Annotated in this window: 12 protein-coding genes and 1 riboswitch; of the genes, 6 read left to right on the top strand and 6 right to left on the bottom strand. The window is 66.1% G+C overall.

Annotation, left to right across the window (positions count from 1 at the left end):
- Positions 1-3 precede the first annotated feature (3 nt).
- The 3 genes from GGR61_RS06030 (at position 4) to GGR61_RS06020 (ending at position 3,664) form a co-directional block, all read left to right on the top strand.
- Positions 4-1,131, top strand: a complete 1,128-nt coding sequence (locus GGR61_RS06030) for a helix-turn-helix domain-containing protein (RefSeq protein WP_184620952.1) — start codon at positions 4-6, stop codon at positions 1,129-1,131.
- A gap of 143 nt (positions 1,132-1,274) precedes the next feature.
- On the top strand, positions 1,275-2,741 hold the full coding sequence (locus tag GGR61_RS06025; RefSeq protein WP_184620951.1) for a S41 family peptidase: 1,467 nt from the start codon (positions 1,275-1,277) through the stop codon (positions 2,739-2,741).
- Between the two features lie 164 nt (positions 2,742-2,905).
- Positions 2,906-3,033, top strand: a riboswitch (yybP-ykoY riboswitch).
- Positions 3,034-3,079: 46 nt separating this feature from the next.
- On the top strand, positions 3,080-3,664 hold the full coding sequence (locus tag GGR61_RS06020) for a manganese efflux pump MntP family protein (RefSeq protein WP_184620793.1): 585 nt from the start codon (positions 3,080-3,082) through the stop codon (positions 3,662-3,664).
- 334 nt (positions 3,665-3,998) lie between these two features.
- Here the strand turns inward: GGR61_RS06020 and GGR61_RS06015 are convergent, their stop codons facing one another.
- From GGR61_RS06015 to GGR61_RS06005, 3 genes are all read right to left on the bottom strand, one after another.
- On the bottom strand, positions 3,999-7,448 hold the full coding sequence (locus GGR61_RS06015; protein ID WP_184620792.1) for a PAS domain-containing hybrid sensor histidine kinase/response regulator: 3,450 nt from the start codon (positions 7,446-7,448) through the stop codon (positions 3,999-4,001).
- Between the two features lie 505 nt (positions 7,449-7,953).
- Complete coding sequence (locus GGR61_RS06010) at positions 7,954-10,353, bottom strand: NdvB protein (RefSeq protein WP_184620791.1); 2,400 nt, start codon at positions 10,351-10,353, stop codon at positions 7,954-7,956.
- 2 nt (positions 10,354-10,355) lie between these two features.
- Complete coding sequence (locus GGR61_RS06005; RefSeq protein WP_184620790.1) at positions 10,356-11,738, bottom strand: MFS transporter; 1,383 nt, start codon at positions 11,736-11,738, stop codon at positions 10,356-10,358.
- Positions 11,739-11,895: 157 nt separating this feature from the next.
- Between GGR61_RS06005 and GGR61_RS06000 the strand changes: the two genes are divergently transcribed.
- Both GGR61_RS06000 and GGR61_RS05995 read left to right on the top strand, forming a co-directional pair.
- Positions 11,896-12,450, top strand: a complete 555-nt coding sequence (locus GGR61_RS06000) for a gluconokinase (RefSeq protein ID WP_184406625.1) — start codon at positions 11,896-11,898, stop codon at positions 12,448-12,450.
- A 527-nt stretch (positions 12,451-12,977) separates the two neighbouring features.
- Positions 12,978-14,711, top strand: a complete 1,734-nt coding sequence (locus GGR61_RS05995) for a PQQ-binding-like beta-propeller repeat protein (RefSeq protein WP_184620789.1) — start codon at positions 12,978-12,980, stop codon at positions 14,709-14,711.
- A gap of 118 nt (positions 14,712-14,829) precedes the next feature.
- Here the strand turns inward: GGR61_RS05995 and GGR61_RS05990 are convergent, their stop codons facing one another.
- Genes GGR61_RS05990 through GGR61_RS05980 form a run of 3 tightly spaced genes read right to left on the bottom strand, consistent with a single transcriptional unit; the run spans position 14,830 to position 15,932 of the window.
- Positions 14,830-15,057 (bottom strand): hypothetical protein, encoded by a 228-nt coding sequence (locus tag GGR61_RS05990; protein ID WP_184406541.1) that lies wholly within the window; start codon positions 15,055-15,057, stop codon positions 14,830-14,832.
- Positions 15,038-15,487: a type II 3-dehydroquinate dehydratase gene (locus GGR61_RS05985; protein WP_184406542.1), complete on the bottom strand. Its 450-nt coding sequence runs from the start codon at positions 15,485-15,487 to the stop codon at positions 15,038-15,040. Before GGR61_RS05985 ends, GGR61_RS05990 begins: the two co-directional genes overlap by 20 nt.
- Before the next feature lie 10 nt (positions 15,488-15,497).
- Complete coding sequence (locus GGR61_RS05980) at positions 15,498-15,932, bottom strand: hypothetical protein (RefSeq protein ID WP_184406543.1); 435 nt, start codon at positions 15,930-15,932, stop codon at positions 15,498-15,500.
- 445 nt (positions 15,933-16,377) lie between these two features.
- Between GGR61_RS05980 and GGR61_RS05975 the strand changes: the two genes are divergently transcribed.
- Positions 16,378-18,048 (top strand): J domain-containing protein, encoded by a 1,671-nt coding sequence (locus GGR61_RS05975; protein ID WP_184620788.1) that lies wholly within the window; start codon positions 16,378-16,380, stop codon positions 18,046-18,048.

Here is an 18,048-nt window from a genome sequence, read left to right as displayed (position 1 = left end):
GGGATGTGGAGCACCATCCTGCTGCTGGGCAGCGCACACGGCGTGCTTGGCGCCGGCCTGTTGCTGCTGGCCCCGGCCAACCGCATCGCCAACCGCTGCCTGGCCGCCCTGCTGCTGGTGGTGGTGGCCCTGATCACGCCGTACACGCTGGGCTACGCCGGCGCCTACGATGCCTATCCCGGCCTGACCTACGCGCCGCTGTCCTGGGAGCTGGCCATCGGGCCACTGGTGTGGCTCTACGTGCGCCAACTGGCACGCCAGCACCTGCCACCGCGCTGGGCGCTGCATCTGTTGCCGGCGCTGCTGCAGGGCGGCTACTACACCTGGCTGTTCACCTGGCCGCTGCGACGCAAGTGGGCCTGGAACGCCGCCGTCCACGTCCCCTGGATCGCCCCGCTGCAGGATGCCCTGGTCCTGGCATCGCTGACGGTGTATCTGGTCCTGGCCTGGCGCGAGTACCTGGCCTATCAACGTTGGCTGGAGCACCACAGCGGCGCGCGCGAGGAACTGCGGCTACCGTGGCTGCGCGGCTTCCTGCTGGCCGCCTGCTTGCTGCTGCTGTTGCGGCTCGGCTTCACCGCCAGCGACCGGCTGTGGCGGCGACTGTCCTACTTCGACGAGTTTCCGCGTTACCTGGCCACCGTCGCCCTGGTCTATTACCTCGGGCTGGAAGGCTGGCGACATGCCCGAGCGCACTACCCGCCGCGCGATGCGCCGCTGGTGCTGGACCCGCCGACGCCGGCTTCCGACCCGGCAGCGTCTGCTGCCCCGCAGCCTGCGGCCCCGGAGAAGGACTGGCAGGCGCTGGGGCAACGCGTGGCCGCGGATGTCGCTGCGCACGGCTGGTGGCGCGAGCCGGACCTCAGCCTGCCCGAGCTGGCGCGCCGCATGGGCACCAACAGCAATTATCTGTCGCGTGCGCTCAACGAGGGCCTGGGGCAGACCTTCAGCGCCTTCGTCAACGCGCTGCGCATTGCCGAGGCGCAGCGTTTACTGGCTGGCGACCAGGACATTCTCCCCATCGCGCTGGCAGTGGGCTTCGGCTCCAAGGCCAGCTTCAACCGGGTGTTTCGTGCGCACTTCGGTTGCACGCCCAGCGACTACCGGCGCGCGCAACGTCGCACATCCTGAAAATCGCATGGCCATTGGGCATTTGAGTCGCCCGCCGCGATGCAGCGGCCGATGCTGGCGGCTCTTGCCCAGGAGTTGCCATGTCCCATTGCATCCGCCCGCTCCCGTCGCTGTTGTGGCTCGTGCTGCTCTGGCCCACGTGCATGGTGTGGGCCGCCCCGCCAGCGCCGCCACCGTTGACCCGCGACAGTCCACTCGCAGGCCCGGCGCTGCTGGCCGATATCGATGTACTGCAACATGCCTATGGCGCACTGCATCCGGGCCTGTACCGCTACGCCACCGAACAGCAGCTCGCGCAACGCTTCGCTGAGCTGCGCGCCGAACTGGCACACGGCGCCACCCTCGGCCAGGCCTACCTGGCCATCTCGCGCCTGACCGCCAGCGTGCGCTGCGGCCACAGCTTCCCGAATGTCGTCAATCAACCCGAGCCGATCCAGCACGCGTTGTTCCCCGGCGACCGGCTGCTCCCGTTTCACTTTCGTTGGCTGCAGGGCCGCATGGTCGTCAGCCGGAATGGCTCGGACCAGCCCGGCCTGCTGCCCGGGACCGAGGTGCTGTCGATCGATGGCGTTGCCGCCTCGCAGATTCTGGCGGCCTTGATGACAGTGGCGCGCGCCGACGGCAGCAACGACGCCAAACGCATGGCCCAGATGGAGGTGCAGGGCTTTGCACGCATCGAGGCATTCGATGTGTATCTGCCGCTGCTGTTTCCGCAGATTTCCGCCAACCCGGTGCTGCAGGTGCGCATGCCCGGAGCAACCGCGCAACGCGCGCTACGGGTGCACGGCATCGACGCGGCGCAGCGCAACGCGATGGCGCCCCAGCGTGCACGCGACAGCGCAGCGCCGGCATGGACGCTGGCGATGGACTCGGCCGATCTGGCGATTCTGCGCATGCCGGACTGGGCGCTCTATGACAGCCGCTGGGATTGGCAGGCCTTTCTGGCAAGCAGCTTCGCGCGCCTGGCCGAGCACCGGGTGCCTGCGTTGGTGATCGATCTGCGTGGCAACGAGGGCGGACTGGACGTGGGCAGCGTGCTGCTGGGCTATCTGGCTGCAGGCGAGATCGCGGTGCCGCCGATGCGCAATCTGGTGCGTTACCGGCGCTTGCCCGCTGCGTTGGCGCCGTATGTCACCACCTGGGATGGCTCCTTCCGCGACTGGGGCACGCGTGCCGTGGCCTACAACGCGCGCTTCTACACGCTCGACTCCCCGCGCGGCACCGCAGCGCAGCCCTACCTGCCACTGCGCACGCCGCACTTCGACGGCCGGGTGTTCGTGTTGACCAGCGCCGAAAACAGCTCGGCCACCTTCGCGTTTGCCAATCAACTGCAGCGCAACGGCCTGGCCACACTGGTCGGCCAGCCCACCGGCGGCAACCTGCGCGGCATCAACGGCAGTGCGTTTTTCTTCTTGCACCTGCCCAACTCGCGGATCGAGGTGGATCTGCCGCTGGTCGGGCAGTTTGCCACCAGCGCACAACCCGACCGCGGCGTGCTGCCGGACGTGCCGGTGCAGATCACCGTGCAGGATCTGCAGGACGGCCGGGATGTGGAAATGGAGACCGTTCGCGCCCTGCTGGGTCGCCAGCAGGCGCAGCCGACACGATGACAGCACAACCATCGCGCCGTGGGCTCACTCATGTTTTGCCAACCGTTGTACTGCGGCTGCAGCCCCGCGAACGGCTGCTGCATAGCAACGGCTATAAAGATCAGACCGGCCTTCGCGTGCGGGCAAAACGCCCGAAAGCGGGTTTTGCGTTGTTACACTGCGCGCCCCTTGGGGAGTAGCCTGCTTTCGTTTATCGAAAGCGCCTGCATCAACATACTCGGCCGCAGCGCCGTGGTGCAGGCAACCAATCGTGGTTTGGCGAGACCAGCGGTATGCGCGCACGACAACGGTTGGCGCTGGCGCATGCCGTTGTGTCCGTGCCCAACCCGAGAATGTCGATGTCTCCTTTTTCCATTGTGTTGATCGGTTTTGCGATGTCGACCGATGCGTTTGCCGCAGCCATCGGCAAGGGCGCGGCGATGCGCAAACCGCAGTGGCGCGATGCGCTGCGCGCCGGATTGATCTTCGGCAGCATCGAGGCCATTACCCCGGTGATCGGCTGGCTGCTGGGGCGCGCCGCATCCAGTTACGTGTCCACCTACGATCACTGGATTGCGTTCGTGCTGCTCGGCGCGCTGGGCACGCACATGATCGTGGCCGGCCTGCGCAACGCGCCGGACGATGTCGAGCACGCCGCCGCTGAAACGCCGAAACGGCACGGTTTGCTGGCCCTGGCCACGACCGGTTTTGCCACCAGCATCGATGCGATGGCGGTCGGCGTGAGCCTGGCGTTTCTCGACGTGCATATCGGCGTGGTGGCGGTGGTGGTCGGGCTGTGCACCTTCAGCATGGTCACCGCAGGCGTCATGCTGGGCCGCGTGCTCGGCAACCTGATCGGCAAGCGCGCCGAGATCCTTGGTGGCGTGATCCTGGTGATCGTTGGCAGCGTGATCCTGTACGAACACCTGAGCGGTGCGGCATAAGTTGCAACTGTCGCCAGCGCGCTGGCGCGGCCGATAACGAACGCACTGTGCGCCGTTGCGCCTGCACGCTCGGTGGTTGCGGCCTGCCGCGCGCCGGGTATTGGTGCTCTGCTGCAAGCCATGCGTGGTGCAGATCGGCTGCGATTGCGCCGTTGCTTCCACAGCCACTTGCCCGTCGAGGTGCTCGGTCGATCAGGTGTGCGCACCGATCGAAGACTGGGGACCGCACGCGTCGAGCCTCCTGGCCCTCTGCTACGCGCAGTAGGCCTTCAGTGGCACGCTATCGCCGCGGTGTCTGCACATGCTTGCCGTGATGCATGCCAGTCAACATCCATCAGCGCTTTTTCGCATCGTGATGCGCACTCAGGAACGCACGTAGCGAGGCCGGCTTCACCGGCTTGGTCAGCAGGCGATAGCCACGCGCACGCGCCAGTTGTTTGAGCTCGTCGCGGCCATCGGCCGTGAGCAAGGCGCCGGCAATTGGCGCCGGTGCGGCGGCCTGCACGGCATCGAGCGTGTCCAGGCCATCGAGCCGGTCGTGCAGGTGATAGTCCACCAGCATCAGGTCCGGTTTCTCGAGTGCGCGCTCCAGCGCCTGGTCCACGGTGCTGGCAGTAATCACCTCCACCTGCCAGCGGCCGAGCAGCGCGCGCATGCCGTCGAGAATTTCGCGGTCATTGTCCACGCATAGCACCCGCAAGCCGGCCAAGGAGTCGCCGCTGGGCAAGGCACGCGCTGCCGGTGCCGGCAGCACCGGCGGCAGCGGGACTGCCGCCACGCGCGGCAACAGGATCGAGAACATGCTGCCGCAGCCGACCTGGCTGCGTGCGCTCAGGTCGTGATCGAGCAGGCGCGAGATGCGTTGGCAGATCGACAAGCCCAGCCCGAGGCCCTGCTCGCCCCAGTCGAATGGCTGCTGATAGCGGCGAAATTCTTCGAAGATCTGCCGCATGTGATGCTCGGGAATGCCCGGACCGGTGTCCCATACCTGCAGCTCCACGTGGTCGCCGCGCCCGCGCATGCCCAACACGATGCGGCCCTGCCGCGTGTAGCGCAACGCATTGGCCAGGAAGTTCTGCATCACCCGGCGTAGCAGCCGGCGGTCGCTGCGCACCCACAGCGGGCGGCAATGCACGTGCAGCTGCAGGCCGCGGCTGGAAGCCACCGGCGCATATTGCGCGGCCAGTTCGTGCATCAGCGCGCTGGCATCGAAGTCCTCGACCGTGGGCCGCAAGCCGCCGGCATCCAGCCGCGAGACGTCGAGCAGGCCATCGAGCAGCTCTTCGGCCGCACGCAACGAGGCATCCACACGCTCGGCCAGGTGACGTTGTTCCTCGTTGTTCTGATGGCTCTCGCGCAAGGCCGAGGCGAACAGCCGCGCGGCATTGAGCGGCTGCAACACGTCGTGGCTGATCGCGGCCAGGAAACGCGTCTTGGACTGCTGCGCCAGCTCGGCCTCGCGCGAACGATCGGCCACGCGTTGTTCCAGGTTTTCGTTGGCATCCAGCAGCGCGCGTTCGGCACGTTTGTAATCGGTGATGTCGTTGTAACTGGTGACGTAGCCGCCGCCGGGCAGCGCCTGGCCGCGCATTTCGATCACCTTGCCGTCGCTGCGGGTGCGCTCGAACACATGCGGCGAGCCGGCACGCATGTGGCGGATGCGGCGATCGATCTGACCTTCGACATCGCCCTCGCCCAGCTCGCCACGTTCGGCGTTGTAGCGGATCAGATCGGCGACCGGGCGGCCGACATACAACATGCCATCCGGATAGCCGAACAGCTGCTGATAGCGCCGGTTCCACGCGGTCAGGCGCATCTCCGGGTCGACCACGCTGACCGCCGCGCTGATGTTTTCCAGCGTGGTGGAGAGGATCTCGCGGTTGAAGCGCAGTTCCTGGCCGGCTTCGTCCAGCACCGCCACCACTTCGCCCAGCTCCATGCCCGAGCCGCGCAACAGGCTGGTCAGCACCAGCCGCGCGGAGGCGGCGCCAATCGACGCCGCCAGCAGGCGCTCGGTGAATTGCACCCAGACGCGATCGGCCACCACGGTGGGTTGCAGCTCGCGCTCCAGCAGCGACGCCTGCTCGACAAACGCGCGATACGCATGTCGCTCGCCCACCACGCGCTCGGCCAGCGCTTGCAGATCGGCCACGCGCACATGGCCGGGCCAGTCGCCGGCCACCGCAGGACGCTGCGCATACGGGTCCAGGAACGGCGCGGCGCGCAGGCGTTCGTCCACGCCGGGACGCCACCGCGCCGACAGCAGCATCATCGCGCCCACGTTGATCAGCAGCGACCAGAACGTGCCGTGCGCCAGCGGGTCCCAGCCACGCATGCCGAACAGCTGCTGCGGCTGCAACCAGGCGATGCCGAACGGCCCGTCCAACAGCCACTGCGGCTGCAGCCAGCCCGCACGCGTGGCAGCCGGCAGCAGCAGCGTGTAGATCCAGGTCGCAAAGCCGAGCACCATGCCGGTTTCCACGCCCTTGCGGCTGGCTCCGCGCCAATACAGCCCGCCGATCAGGCCCGGCGCGAACTGCGCCACTGCGGCAAATGCCATCAAGCCATACGCTGCCAGGGTGGTGTCGTTGGCCACGGTGCGGTTGTAGCCGTACGCGATCAACGCCAGCAGCAGGATGGCGACGCGGCGGATCCACAACACCCGCGAGGCCACCGACGCGCGCGCGTCCGCGCTGCCACGACGGCGCAGCAGCACCGGCATCACCAGGTCGTTGCTGACCATGGTGGCCAGCGCGATGCTCGCCACGATCACCATGCCGGTGGCGGCCGAGAACCCGCCCACATAGGCCACCAAGGCCAGCACGGTGTTGCCCTGGCTCAGCGGCAACGCCAGCACCACCGCATCGTCGACCACGCTGCTGCCCTTGCCGAACAGCGCCACGCCGGCCGAGGCGATCGGCACCACCATCGCCGAGATGATCACCAGGTAGGCACCGAACAACCAGCGCGCGCGGCGGATGTCGCCCACATCGCTGCATTCCACCACCGCGACGTGGAACTGGCGCGGCAGGCAGATCACCGCCAGAAAGCTGAGTAGCGTCTGCGAAATGAAGCCCACCGACGGCGTGTGCTGGAACAAGGTGCGCGCCGACTCGGTGATGGGCACCTGGTGGTCGCTCAACCACATCCACGCGAACAGCCCCACTGCCACGATGGCGACCAGCTTGATCACCGACTCCAGCGCAATCGCCAGCATCATGCCGTGATGGTGCTCGGTGGCATCGACCTGGCGGGTGCCGAACAGGGTCGCAAACAACGCCATCAACAGCGCCACATACAACGCCGGATCGGCAAACATGCCGCGCCCGGCGCTGCTATGCCCGGTCAGCACCTCCAGGCTCATCGCCACCGCTTTGTACTGCAGTGCCAGATACGGAACGATGCCGACCAGCGCGATCACCGCCACCAGTGCCGCCAGCCGCCGTGAGCGGCCATAGCGCGAGGAAATGAAATCGGCGATGGACACGGTGTTCTCGGCGCGCGCGATCAGCGCCAGTCGCTCGATGATGCGCCAGCCGAACAGCAACAGCAGCAGCGGGCCCAGGTAGATCGGCAGATAGCCGATGCCGTTGCGCACCGCCGAGCCGACCGCACCGTAGAACGTCCACGACGAGCAGTACACCGCCAGCGCCAGACTGTAGACCGCCGGCCGCAGCCACGGCCGCTCCGGGTACAACGGACGGCGGTCGCCCCACCACGCCACCCCGAACAACAGGGCGGCGTAGCCGACGGAGACCAGCAGCAGGATCCAGCTCGAGACCAAGGGACGTCCTAGGCGGCGCGATGCGAGGCTGGGAGTTTACGCAGTGGTGAACCGCGCGTGGGCGGCAGGACGCTGCCTGCGGAGCAAATGGGCACAGGGGCGCTGCGCGTGGACGCTTGGAGGCGTGGGGTGGGGTCGCTGCCCCCATCCGCCCTTCGGGCACCTTCCCCCGCAGGCGGGGGAAGGACGCGTGGTGAACGCGGACGGAAGCTGGCTGTTGGCAGGGTGGGCTTTGGGCTGTTGGCTGTTGGCTGTTGGCTGTTGGCTGTTGGCTGTTGGCTGTCGGCTGTCGGCTGTTGGCTGTCGGCTGTCGGCTGTCGGCTGTGGGCTGTGGGCTGTGGGCTGTTGGCTGTTGGCTGTTGGCTGTTGGCTATCGGCTGTCGGCTGTCGGCTGTCGGCAACCAACAATCTCAGAATTGCCGGAAACCTCCCCTCTCCCCCCTGGGGGAGAGGGTGCCCGAAGGGCGGGTGAGGGCCGCCAGCGAACCATCATCGAACACAATGCTTACCCCGGCAAACGCACCAACACCCGATACGTGCGACCAGCGACGATGTTGTAAACGCGCTGATCCGGGCAGACCTCGCCATCCACCAGCACCTCCATGTCGCGACGGCCCGCTTCGCGGGTCAACACGACCTCGAACTGCGCGCCACGGAACTGCCGCGTCGCCTGCGCCTGCGGCCAGTGCGAGGGCAGCTGCGGGCGGATCGCCAAGGCAGCGCCCTCACCGACCAATCCGAACAAGCCTTCCAGCACGCAGCGATACACCCAGGCCACCGTGCCGGTGTTGAACAACTGGCTCGAGCGTCCGGCCGTGCGCGGATATTGATGCCATGCGCCGCGATAGTAGTTGGGCAGCGATACCGGCAAGTGGCCGCGCTGCAGCGCGTCTTCGCGCGTGGGTCCGGGCAGCATCGTGCGCAGGATCTCCCACGCACGGTCGGCTTCGCCGATCTGGTACAGGCTGTACAGATAGAACGCCACCGCATGGTTATAGACCGCGCCGTTCTCGGCCGCACCGGGGAACTTCTGCGTCAACCGGCCCACGTCATCGCGCATGTGCGTATACGCCGGCGCCAGCATCATCGGCCCGTACGGCGTGTGCAGTTGCTCGCGTACCGCGTCCAACAGCGCATTCCGCTGCGCGGTATCGGCAGTGCCCGCCAACAATGCAAAACTCTGCGGATTGAGATAGATGCGCCCTTCCACGTCGTCGGCAATGCCGAAGCGCACACCGTCGTCGGTGATGCCGCGCGCATACCAGTGGCCGTCCCACAGCGCGCGATTGGCATCGGCGTTGACCGTCTCCGCCGCTCGCGCAAATGTCTCCGCCTGCGCAGTGCGCCCGTGCGCGGCACAGATGCCCGACCACAAGCGCGAGGCATACGCAGTGGCCACGGTAAGCCAGCCGGACACGCCCTTGCCGCGCCAGCCGACCATGTTCATCGGGTCGCACCAATCGCCCTGCGCGATGAAGCTCAGGCCGCGCGCGTCGCGTGCGTCCAGCAACCAGTGCATCGCCGCGTCCAGGCGCTCGGCCACGCTGAGTGTTTGGCCATCGCGTGTGCGCACCGGCGCGTCGAGCACGCTCGCATCGTTGGTTTCGGCCAGGTACGCACTCAGGAAGATCGGCAACCACACGCAATGATCGGTGTGCGGCACCTGGTTGATGTATTTCAGCTCGGCACCTTCGACCAGCAGGATGCCGTCCGGCATGGCGCCGCCGGGTTCCTGCTGCGATAACGCATGCAACAACGCCGCACGCGCGGTGGCCGGCTGCAGGTAGGCCATGCCCATGTGGTCCTGCAGATAGTTGCGTGTCTGCGGATCGGTGGTCAGGCGGTTGACGTCGCCGTGGTAGAACACCTGCCGCGGCAGCCACTGGTTGACCAGATTGTCCAAGGCCGCGTCGGGCGTGGCGATCTGCACGCAGCCACGGCCAGCCTGCAGATACTGCGCGTAGTCGCATGCCGCCGTCGCAAACCCGTGTTCGGACAGATAACGCGTGCGCAGCGCGGCGATTTCGGCGTCGTCCTTGGCTGGCCCGAACGCAAAGCGGTACACGTTCGCCGCGTCCGCTTCCAGCGTCAGGCGGTATTGCAACGCCGCTGTCGGGGTCTCGTAATGCGCGTCGTGGTTGCCGAGCTGCTCGGCCTGGATGGCGGACGGCGCATGCAGCCCGCCCTCGCCCTCGAACGCCATCTGCTGCGCCTCCCAGGCCACCGGTGGCTGCTCGTGCAGCAGAAAGGTGCAGTCCTTGAAATCGCGCTGGCGAAAGTAATCGTCCACCTTCTGATACGGCGCCACGCTGCGGCAGACGATGCCGCCCAGCGCCGGCACGTAACCGCCACTTTGATGCATCCACGACATGTAGCCGACCGGAAAATACGCATACAGGCTGAGCCTGCGCGTGCGCCCGGACACGTTGTGCACGCGGCATTCCCACAACTCCACCGCATCGTCGGTGGGCAGCGCCACGCACAGCTCCACCACGACGCCGTCGTGACGCACCCGCCAGCGCACATCGTGCTTGCCGGCAGAAAACGTGAACTGCTCCGGCAGCGCACGGACCGGTTCGTGCGGCACCGAATACAACGCGCCGCTGTCTTCGTCCTTGAGATAGAAAAAGCGCCCGGGATGATGCGCGTAGTACGGCTGCTCCGGCAGCATGAAGTGACGCGCTTCCATCAGCGGCGCGTGCGCGTATTTGGCCGGCTCCGGCTGCATGAACTGCCCGGTGGCATACCCGCGACAGGTCAGCTGCAGCATCATGCGGCGGTTCCACAGGAACCCACCGGCATTGGGCATCGCAGTGGGGCTGTAGAGCGCATAGCGCGCGCCATCGGCGCTGGGCGCCATCAACGTGGAGAGATCGTCGGAAACGGCAGTGGGCGTTGCAGACACGGTCAGCGTGACTCCTGTTCGTCGCGCTTGCGCGCAGCCAGTTCGCCTTGGATACGGCGCAACAAGCCGTCGTCGAGCGGATAAAAGCGCATGGTCCAGGCCGCCAGCAAGGCGATTGCACCCGGGATCGCCGTCAGCAGCAGCACGATGCCGGTCAACGACCCGGCAGACTGCACACCGTTGGCCACATAGCCCATGCCGGCCAGCACCCAGGCGATGCCGGCCGAGGCCAGTGCCCCGCCCAGCTTTTGCGAAAACGTCGCCGCCGCAAAGGTCATCGCGGTCGCGCGCCGGCCGGTGCGCCATTCGGTGTAGTCGGCGCTGTCGGCATACATCGAAAACGCCAAGGGCGATTTGGGCCCCAATGCCAGGCCAATCAGCATGTTCAGTGCGAAGATCGCCCACACCGCATCGGCGGGAATGAAGAACATCAGGCAGCTCAACACCCCCACCAGCGCCATCAGCGCGGTCATCAGCTGGCGCTTGTCCCAGTGCCGTGTCAGCAGCGGGGTGATCGCCGCACCCACCGCCAACGACACCGAATAGCCGCCCAGGAACAGGCCGACCAGGTCGGGCCGCTGCACGTAGTACTTGAGGTAATACACACCCGCACCGCCGCGCATCACGATGGTGACCATGATGATCAGCGACAGCACGAACAGCACGCACCACGGCTTGTTGTGCAGCAGGTCGGCGATGTCCTGGCGGATCGGGGTGCGTTGCTGTGGTGGCGGCTGCACGCGTTCGCGCGTGGTCAACGCCACGGTGACGAACAGCGCCACCGCCACCGCGCCGTACAGCATCATCGTGCGTTGCCATCCCACCGCATCGTTGCCGGCACCGAACCAGGCCACCAGGTCCAGCGTGCAGTAATTGACCAACGTGGTGCCGGCAAAGGCGGCGATGAAGCGCAAGCTGATCAGGCTGGTACGTTGGCTGCTGTCGGCGGTGATCACGCCCGACAATGCCGAGTAAGGAATGCTCACTACCGTATAGGCCAGCATCATCACCAGAAAGCTGATGGTGGCCCACCACATGCGTCCGTTCTGGTCCAGCGCAGGCGTGGTGTAGGCGAGCACGCCGGTCACCGCCATCGGCACTGCGCCCCACAACAGATACGGGCGAAATTTGCCCCAGCGGCTGCGCGTGCGATCGGCCAGTGCGCCCATCGCCGGATCGGCGATCGCATCGGCGATCTTGGTCAGCAGGATCATGGTGCCGACCGCCGCCGCCGGCAGATGCATGGTGTCGGTATAGAAAATCAGCAGGAATGCAGAGATGTTGGCCCAATACAGATTCAGGCCCAGATCGCCCGCGCCGTAACCCAGTTTTTCACGCCAGCGCAGATGCGCCGAAGCAGCAGACGTTGCGGGCAATGACGTCATCGGCACACCTTCGGATGCGTTGTGCCTGGTCGAGCACGCCGTTACGCTGGGCGTCCGCTCACGTGGCAGGGAGCGCCGACGCTACACCACGCATCGGCTGCCGCCAACGTGAAATCCGGCGACATGCCGAATCGATCCAGAGATATAACCTGACGTGATGGACACCTCTGTGCGCGCCACGCCCGCGTCCGCTTCGCCCCTGGCCATCGTGGTGATGGGGGTGTCGGGCAGCGGCAAGACCACCATTGCGCAGGCGCTGGCGGCGCATTACGGCTTCCGTTTTCTCGATGCCGATGACTACCACAGCGTGGCCGCCCGCGCGCAGATGGCGGCCGGCCAACCGCTCACCGATGCGATGCGGCTGCCGTGGGTGGAGCTGTTGTCGGCCACCTTGCGCGACTGCGTGCATGCCGGCGAATCGGTGGTGCTGGCGTTCTCCGGGCTGCGTGGCACGCACCGCACATTGCTGCGCAGCAGCGGCGTTGCGATGCGCTTTGTGTTCCTGCATGCGGCGCCGCACGTCATCGCCGCACGACTGCGCACCCGCGCCGGCCACTTCATGCCGGCCACCCTGCTCGACAGCCAGCTGCAGACGCTGGAGCTGCCGCTGGACGAAGCCGACGTGGTATCGGTCGATGTCGATGCGACGGTCGCCGAGGTGGTACAGGACGCAATCGCACAGTTGGCCCTGGTCGACACCGAGCGCAACTAGCGCGTGCGCATCGCCGCCATGGCAGCGGCATCGCCAACACGCGGGGCACCAGCAAGGCACTGCGAGCGGACAACGCATCGTGGCGCGCATGTGGCAATGGCGCCTCGTCCGGTGCGTCGGCCAGCGCAGGCGCACCGGCTTCCAGGTCGCTCGGCACCGCGCGCGGCTTGGCTCCACCCAACGCGCGGCACAAAGACCACGGTCATCGATCAGGCGCAGCACAAGGTGGCGCAAGATTTCCTGGTTACTTTTTGCAAACCCGCGTTTCGGCATCACTGTCAGTCCGGCGCGACGGAAGGTTTTTTCTATTGCTGCAATCAGGAATCGTGATCGATCCGCACAGATTTGCGCCGAGAGCGACATTATTGAACGAAACTTTTTCAAATCGACGCCACCATTGGTAGACGGACCCGACCGTTATCTGAACGCTGCCGCACGCGTGTGTTGCGCCGTCATCGCAATCGGCGATCTTCGAGCGGCAGGTCCGGGGGGATCCAGCGCTTCCTTCCACCAATGGATACGCCGTGATGACCAACTCCAATCGCCGCTTGCGGTTTCGCAGCTTGATGCTCGTCCCCTGCCTGCTCACCAGCGCAGTGGCATTCGCCCAGTCCGCCACGACCACTGCCCAACCGCCGGTGTCGTCCCTGGACGCCGACGCGTTCGCACGTGCCGGTCAGGTGTGGCACAGCTTTGGCAGCAATCTTCCGTTTGCCAGCCCCAACCGTTGGTCCAGCGCCGGGGGCGGCTACCTCAATGCGCGCTTCGCGCCGGGCGAGTGGAAGATCAATCGCACCACGGCCAAGACCCTCAAGCCGGCGTGGACCCTGACCACGACCGGCGACATCTCGGCCACCCCAAGCGTGGAAGGCACGTCGCTGTACGTCCCCGATTGGGGCGGCACGCTGTATAGCGTTGATACGCAGACCGGCAAACCGAACTGGCAGGCCAAGCTGTCCGACTACACCGGCAATGCAAGCTCGGTGACGCGCAACACCCCGGCAATCAGCGCCAACAGCATCATCGTCGGCGACCAGGCCGCCGGCACCTTGCTGGCGCTGGACAAGAAGACCGGCAAGCTGCTGTGGAAGACCACGGTCGAAGCCAACCCGCAGGCACGCATCACCTCATCGCCGGTCATCTACGGCAATCGCATCTATGTCGGCGTGTCGTCCGGCGACTGGGGCAACCTGGCTGCCAACCATACCTTCAGCTTCCGCGGCAGCGTGGTGGCGGTGGATCTGGCCACCGGCAAGAAGGTGTGGCAGTTCTACAACGTGCCAGACGGCTATACCGGTGCATCGGTGTGGGGGCAGGTGGCGATCGACCCGGTCCACCGTCGCCTGTATTTCGGCACCGGCAACAACTACAACATCCCCTCCGGTGTCGGTAACTGCGTGTCCAATGCGCGCTCCTATCGCGGTGGCTCGCTGACGGTGAAGGACGAACTGGATTGCATGGCACCGGACAACTACGTCGATTCGGTGATCTCGCTGGATCTGGACACCGGCAAGCTGGTCTGGGCCAATCGCGCGCAGGGCTACGACGCATGGAATCTGTCCTGCATCGCCGCACCCACCAATGGCCTGTGCCCGAACACCCAGGCGACCAATCTGACCGGGCCCGACTACGACTTCGGTGGCGCGGGCGTCAATCTGTTTACCGTGCGGCGCAACGGCAAGCCGCAGCAGTTGATCGGTGCCGGGCAGAAGAGCGGCATTTACTGGGCCTTCGACGCCAAGACCGGTGCAAAGGTGTGGTCGACCCAGGTGGGCCCGGGCGGCTCCACCGGTGGCATCGAATGGGGTACCGCGTTCGACCCGTACAAGTCGCGCGTCTACGTGGCCATCAACAACAACACCAATGCCACCTACACCCTGGGACCGGACCATAAGCAAAGCCACAACGGCGGCTCGTGGGCAGCGCTGGATGCGACCACCGGCAAGATCCTCTGGCAGGTCAAGGTACCGGGCATCAACCGCGTCAACCCGACCGTACCGGCCGGTGGGCAGGGCTCGCTGACCGTGTCGCCCAACCTGCTGTACGCCGGTTCGATGGCCGGCAACATGGTCGCGCTCGACACCGACACCGGCGCCACCGTGTGGAACCACGATGCCAGCGGCTCGGTCATCAGTTCGCCGGCGATCGTGGATGGCGCGTTGTACTGGGGCGCCGGCTACGGCCGCTTCAACTTCGGCACCGCAGCGACGGGTAACCAGCTGACCAAGTTCGTGCCGGCGGCCAGCGGCAAGGGCAAGTAAGCGCAATTGCGCGCGTGACCTGATTGCGATGAAGCGTTAGTCCAGCACCACAACGGCGTCGCCTGCGAGCGGCGCCGTTGCGGTTCGGCACATCGGCGTGCATGCAGCGTTCGCAACGCTACAAGCGCGTCACCTGACACAGCCGGATCTGCCCCGCTTCCAGTCCGTGCGCCTCGGCCGCACGCCGGCGCAACGCACACACCAACTCGGCGGCATCCAGCACGCCATCGGCAGGCACTTCCACGCTGTAGGCGAGTTGCCCCCACAGCACCGGCCGGCCATCGCAATAGCCCTCGTAATCGGCGAAATAATGCAGCTGCCGCAGGTCAGGTGCCGACGTGGACATCGCCCTGGATCTCCGTGCAGCCCAGATGTTCCAACGCGATCTCCAATCCCAGCAGATAGCTCTGCGCGCAATACCCGCGCACTGTGGCAATGCATTGGGCAAAGCCCTGTGGCAGGCAACGCTCGGGTCGGTCCACGCTATCGTCGTGCGCTTCCACGAACGGATACGGCAGCGCGCCGAGGACACGGTGCAGGCGCACGCTGTCCACGCAGCTGCCCGGATCGATCAAGGCGATTTCCATCCGCGCCTGGCCGGCCACCCGCAACGCATCCAGCAATTCCTGTTCCGACCCGCAGGCACGCAGCGCCACCGTCTTGCCCGCATCCCCCGCACACGCCACCAGTTGCCGGATGACGGCACGCGGCAACGGCTGCGGACCACGCACCAGCGGCATCACCGCTTCCGGCCCACGCACGATCACGATCGACATGTCGGTCTCCTCAGGCAGCCGCGCGCAACGGCACGTGCACCGGTGGCAGACAGCGCGCCGCAATGCCCAGCGACATCGCATAGGCGCGCGGCGCATCGTGCGGCGTAATCACCACCGCCAACGGCGCATGCTGCGGATGCAGCCACGGCTCCAGCTCCTGGCCGGCATCGGTATGTAGTTCGATATACGGCGTGGGCAATGCATCCACCGCCGCACGCAGCGCCCTGGCATGCACTTGCGCACGCGCAGAGGGCGACAGATCGCCCGAATCCAGCAACACCAGCTCCACCTCGGCATCGCCACCGGCGGCCTGCAAGCCGGCGATCAAGCCATCGACATCGGCACACGCCAGCGTGCGCAACGCACGTCCGGCACACTCGGGCAGCTGCATCGGCGCCACCTGCGCCGGATCGGCCTGCGGACCTTGCAAAATCAGGATACACATCGTGTTTGGCTCAACGCACCACAGTGCGGGGATGCCAAGGTAGGCCCGCCCGGCGTAAAGAGGCTATGCGTGCGTCGGTGGGCGGGCATAAAGAGTGCGTAAGCGCCGCGGTTTGAGCACGATATCGCTGCAAACGTCGTCAGCCGCAGGCTCCAGTCGCAACCAACCTTGAAGATGCCGATGCCGATGCCGATGCCAGGCCATCGAATCGCAAGCATGCCGGCTTGCCAAGCGCGGTCCCGTCATCTTCTTCGCTCTTCAGCGCAGCGGCAGCTGCAGGTGTTGGCAGCGCGTCGGAGATTGGACGAAGTCCAAAGGAAATCGCCGGCAATCACCTGCTGCGGAGCGACCTCAAGACCGCGCGATTACTGCCGATACACCTCCTTGGTCAGGAGCGGATCAGCATGGAACACGATCAAGGCATCGTTGCTGCGGAGGCGTCGCAGTGACCTGGGCGACAGATGCGCTGGGCCTGCCGGCAGACGCCGATAGCCGCGCGATCAAGCGCGCGTATGCCGCACGCCTGAAGACCACCCGCCCGGACGACGACCCGGCGGCGTTTCAGCAATTGCATGACACCTATCAGGCGGCGTTGGCGTGGGCTGCGGACATCGTATTGCCCATCGACGACGCTGCCCGCGCTGACAGGCTCGAGGCTCCTTCGGCAGCATTGGAGCTGCCAGCAGACTCCGCTTCGTCCAGGCGCACGCGACCGGCACTGGTCGAGTGCATCCAGGATCCGGCGTTGGAAGCAGAGCTTGCACGCTGGCAGGACCAGACGCATGTGCAGGCTTGCGCGGCACAGATCCTGACCGCAGCGCACGACATGTCCGGCAGCGACTTCGACAGCTGGCTAAGTGCACTACCGGAAGTGTGGTCGCTGGACATGCGTCCACGCATCGGTGATGCCATCGTGCATCAGCTGGCAAACCACCACGCGCACATCACCGATGCGGTCTTCGATCGGCTGATCGCCACGTTTGGCGATGATGCAGAGGCTGAACTCTCCCATGCGCTGTGGGCCGCGCGCGTACTGGAAATGGTTCTGCAGCAGTCGCCAGAATTTCTCAGCCACTGGATGCCCAGCCGCGTCGACTCCTGGTCGCCGTACCAACGCGCGATGATTGGTATCCACCTCTTACGGGCACTAGGCGTACGGCGTCCAGCACTGCGGTTGTCGACCATCGACACATTGATGCACGCCTTCGATTGGCATCGATGGGAAGGACAGGATGACCTGACGTGGCTGCGGGCAGCGCGTACGGCAGCGCGGCAGCTGGAAATTTCGCTGCGTCGGCAGGCGGCGCTGGCGCCCGGTGGCGATGCCGCCGTGCTGGCCTATGAGTTGGGGGTGGCCGGATGGGACGCGATGACGCCGCAATGGGCGGCGGCACTACGTTCGCGCCTGGCCCGACGACCCTCGCCATGGCGCTCTATGGCGACCGCGCTGTTGCCGGCTCGGCCCGCATGGATGTACCGGCTCTGCAGCATCGTGCAGCACTGGTTTCCGCAGCAGTTGCCCGATTCAGTGCACCCTGAGAACCTGCGCTTCTGGATGCAGATCGGCAACCCGCACCGCCCGCACGTACGCCATCTAGCACTGGGACTGGCACGCGGCCTGGCGATGGCGGCCCTGCTTTCGATCGGTGCGTGCATGTCGGCTATCCTCTCGGCCATCCGCCCCGATAGTGGCAATGCGGCATGGGCCTTTCCTGCAATCGGACAGGGGCTGGCGCTATGGAGCGCCTTGCTGCTGATCCAGATGGCTGCACGCTGGCAGGCGCGTGACCTGCCTCGCCGGCAGATCAGGCGCGTTAGCCATTACTGGATGATCCCGATCGTTGTGGTCGCCATCTGCGCCAGTCCACCCTCCGGTTGGATGGCGGCGCTGAGCCTTGCGGTGGCCTATGTAGCGGCATACCGACTGATCGGCCGGCTACAACCGGTGTCACGTCCGGTGCTGATCGCCACGCTTGCCCTGCTTGGACCGCTACCGATGATCGTGGCGATCCTGGCCGGCGCAGGCGTATGGCCCGGAGTGGGAATTGCACTATCGCTCTGGCTGGTGTCCTTGATTCAAGACGCGCAGGGCCATCATCCGGATGGCAGTCATTAG

It is taken from the genome of Xanthomonas sp. 3058 (assembly GCF_014199765.1).
GTDB classification, from domain to species: Bacteria; Pseudomonadota; Gammaproteobacteria; order Xanthomonadales; family Xanthomonadaceae; genus Xanthomonas; species Xanthomonas campestris_B.
This window is presented reverse-complemented; position numbering and strand designations above follow the sequence as displayed.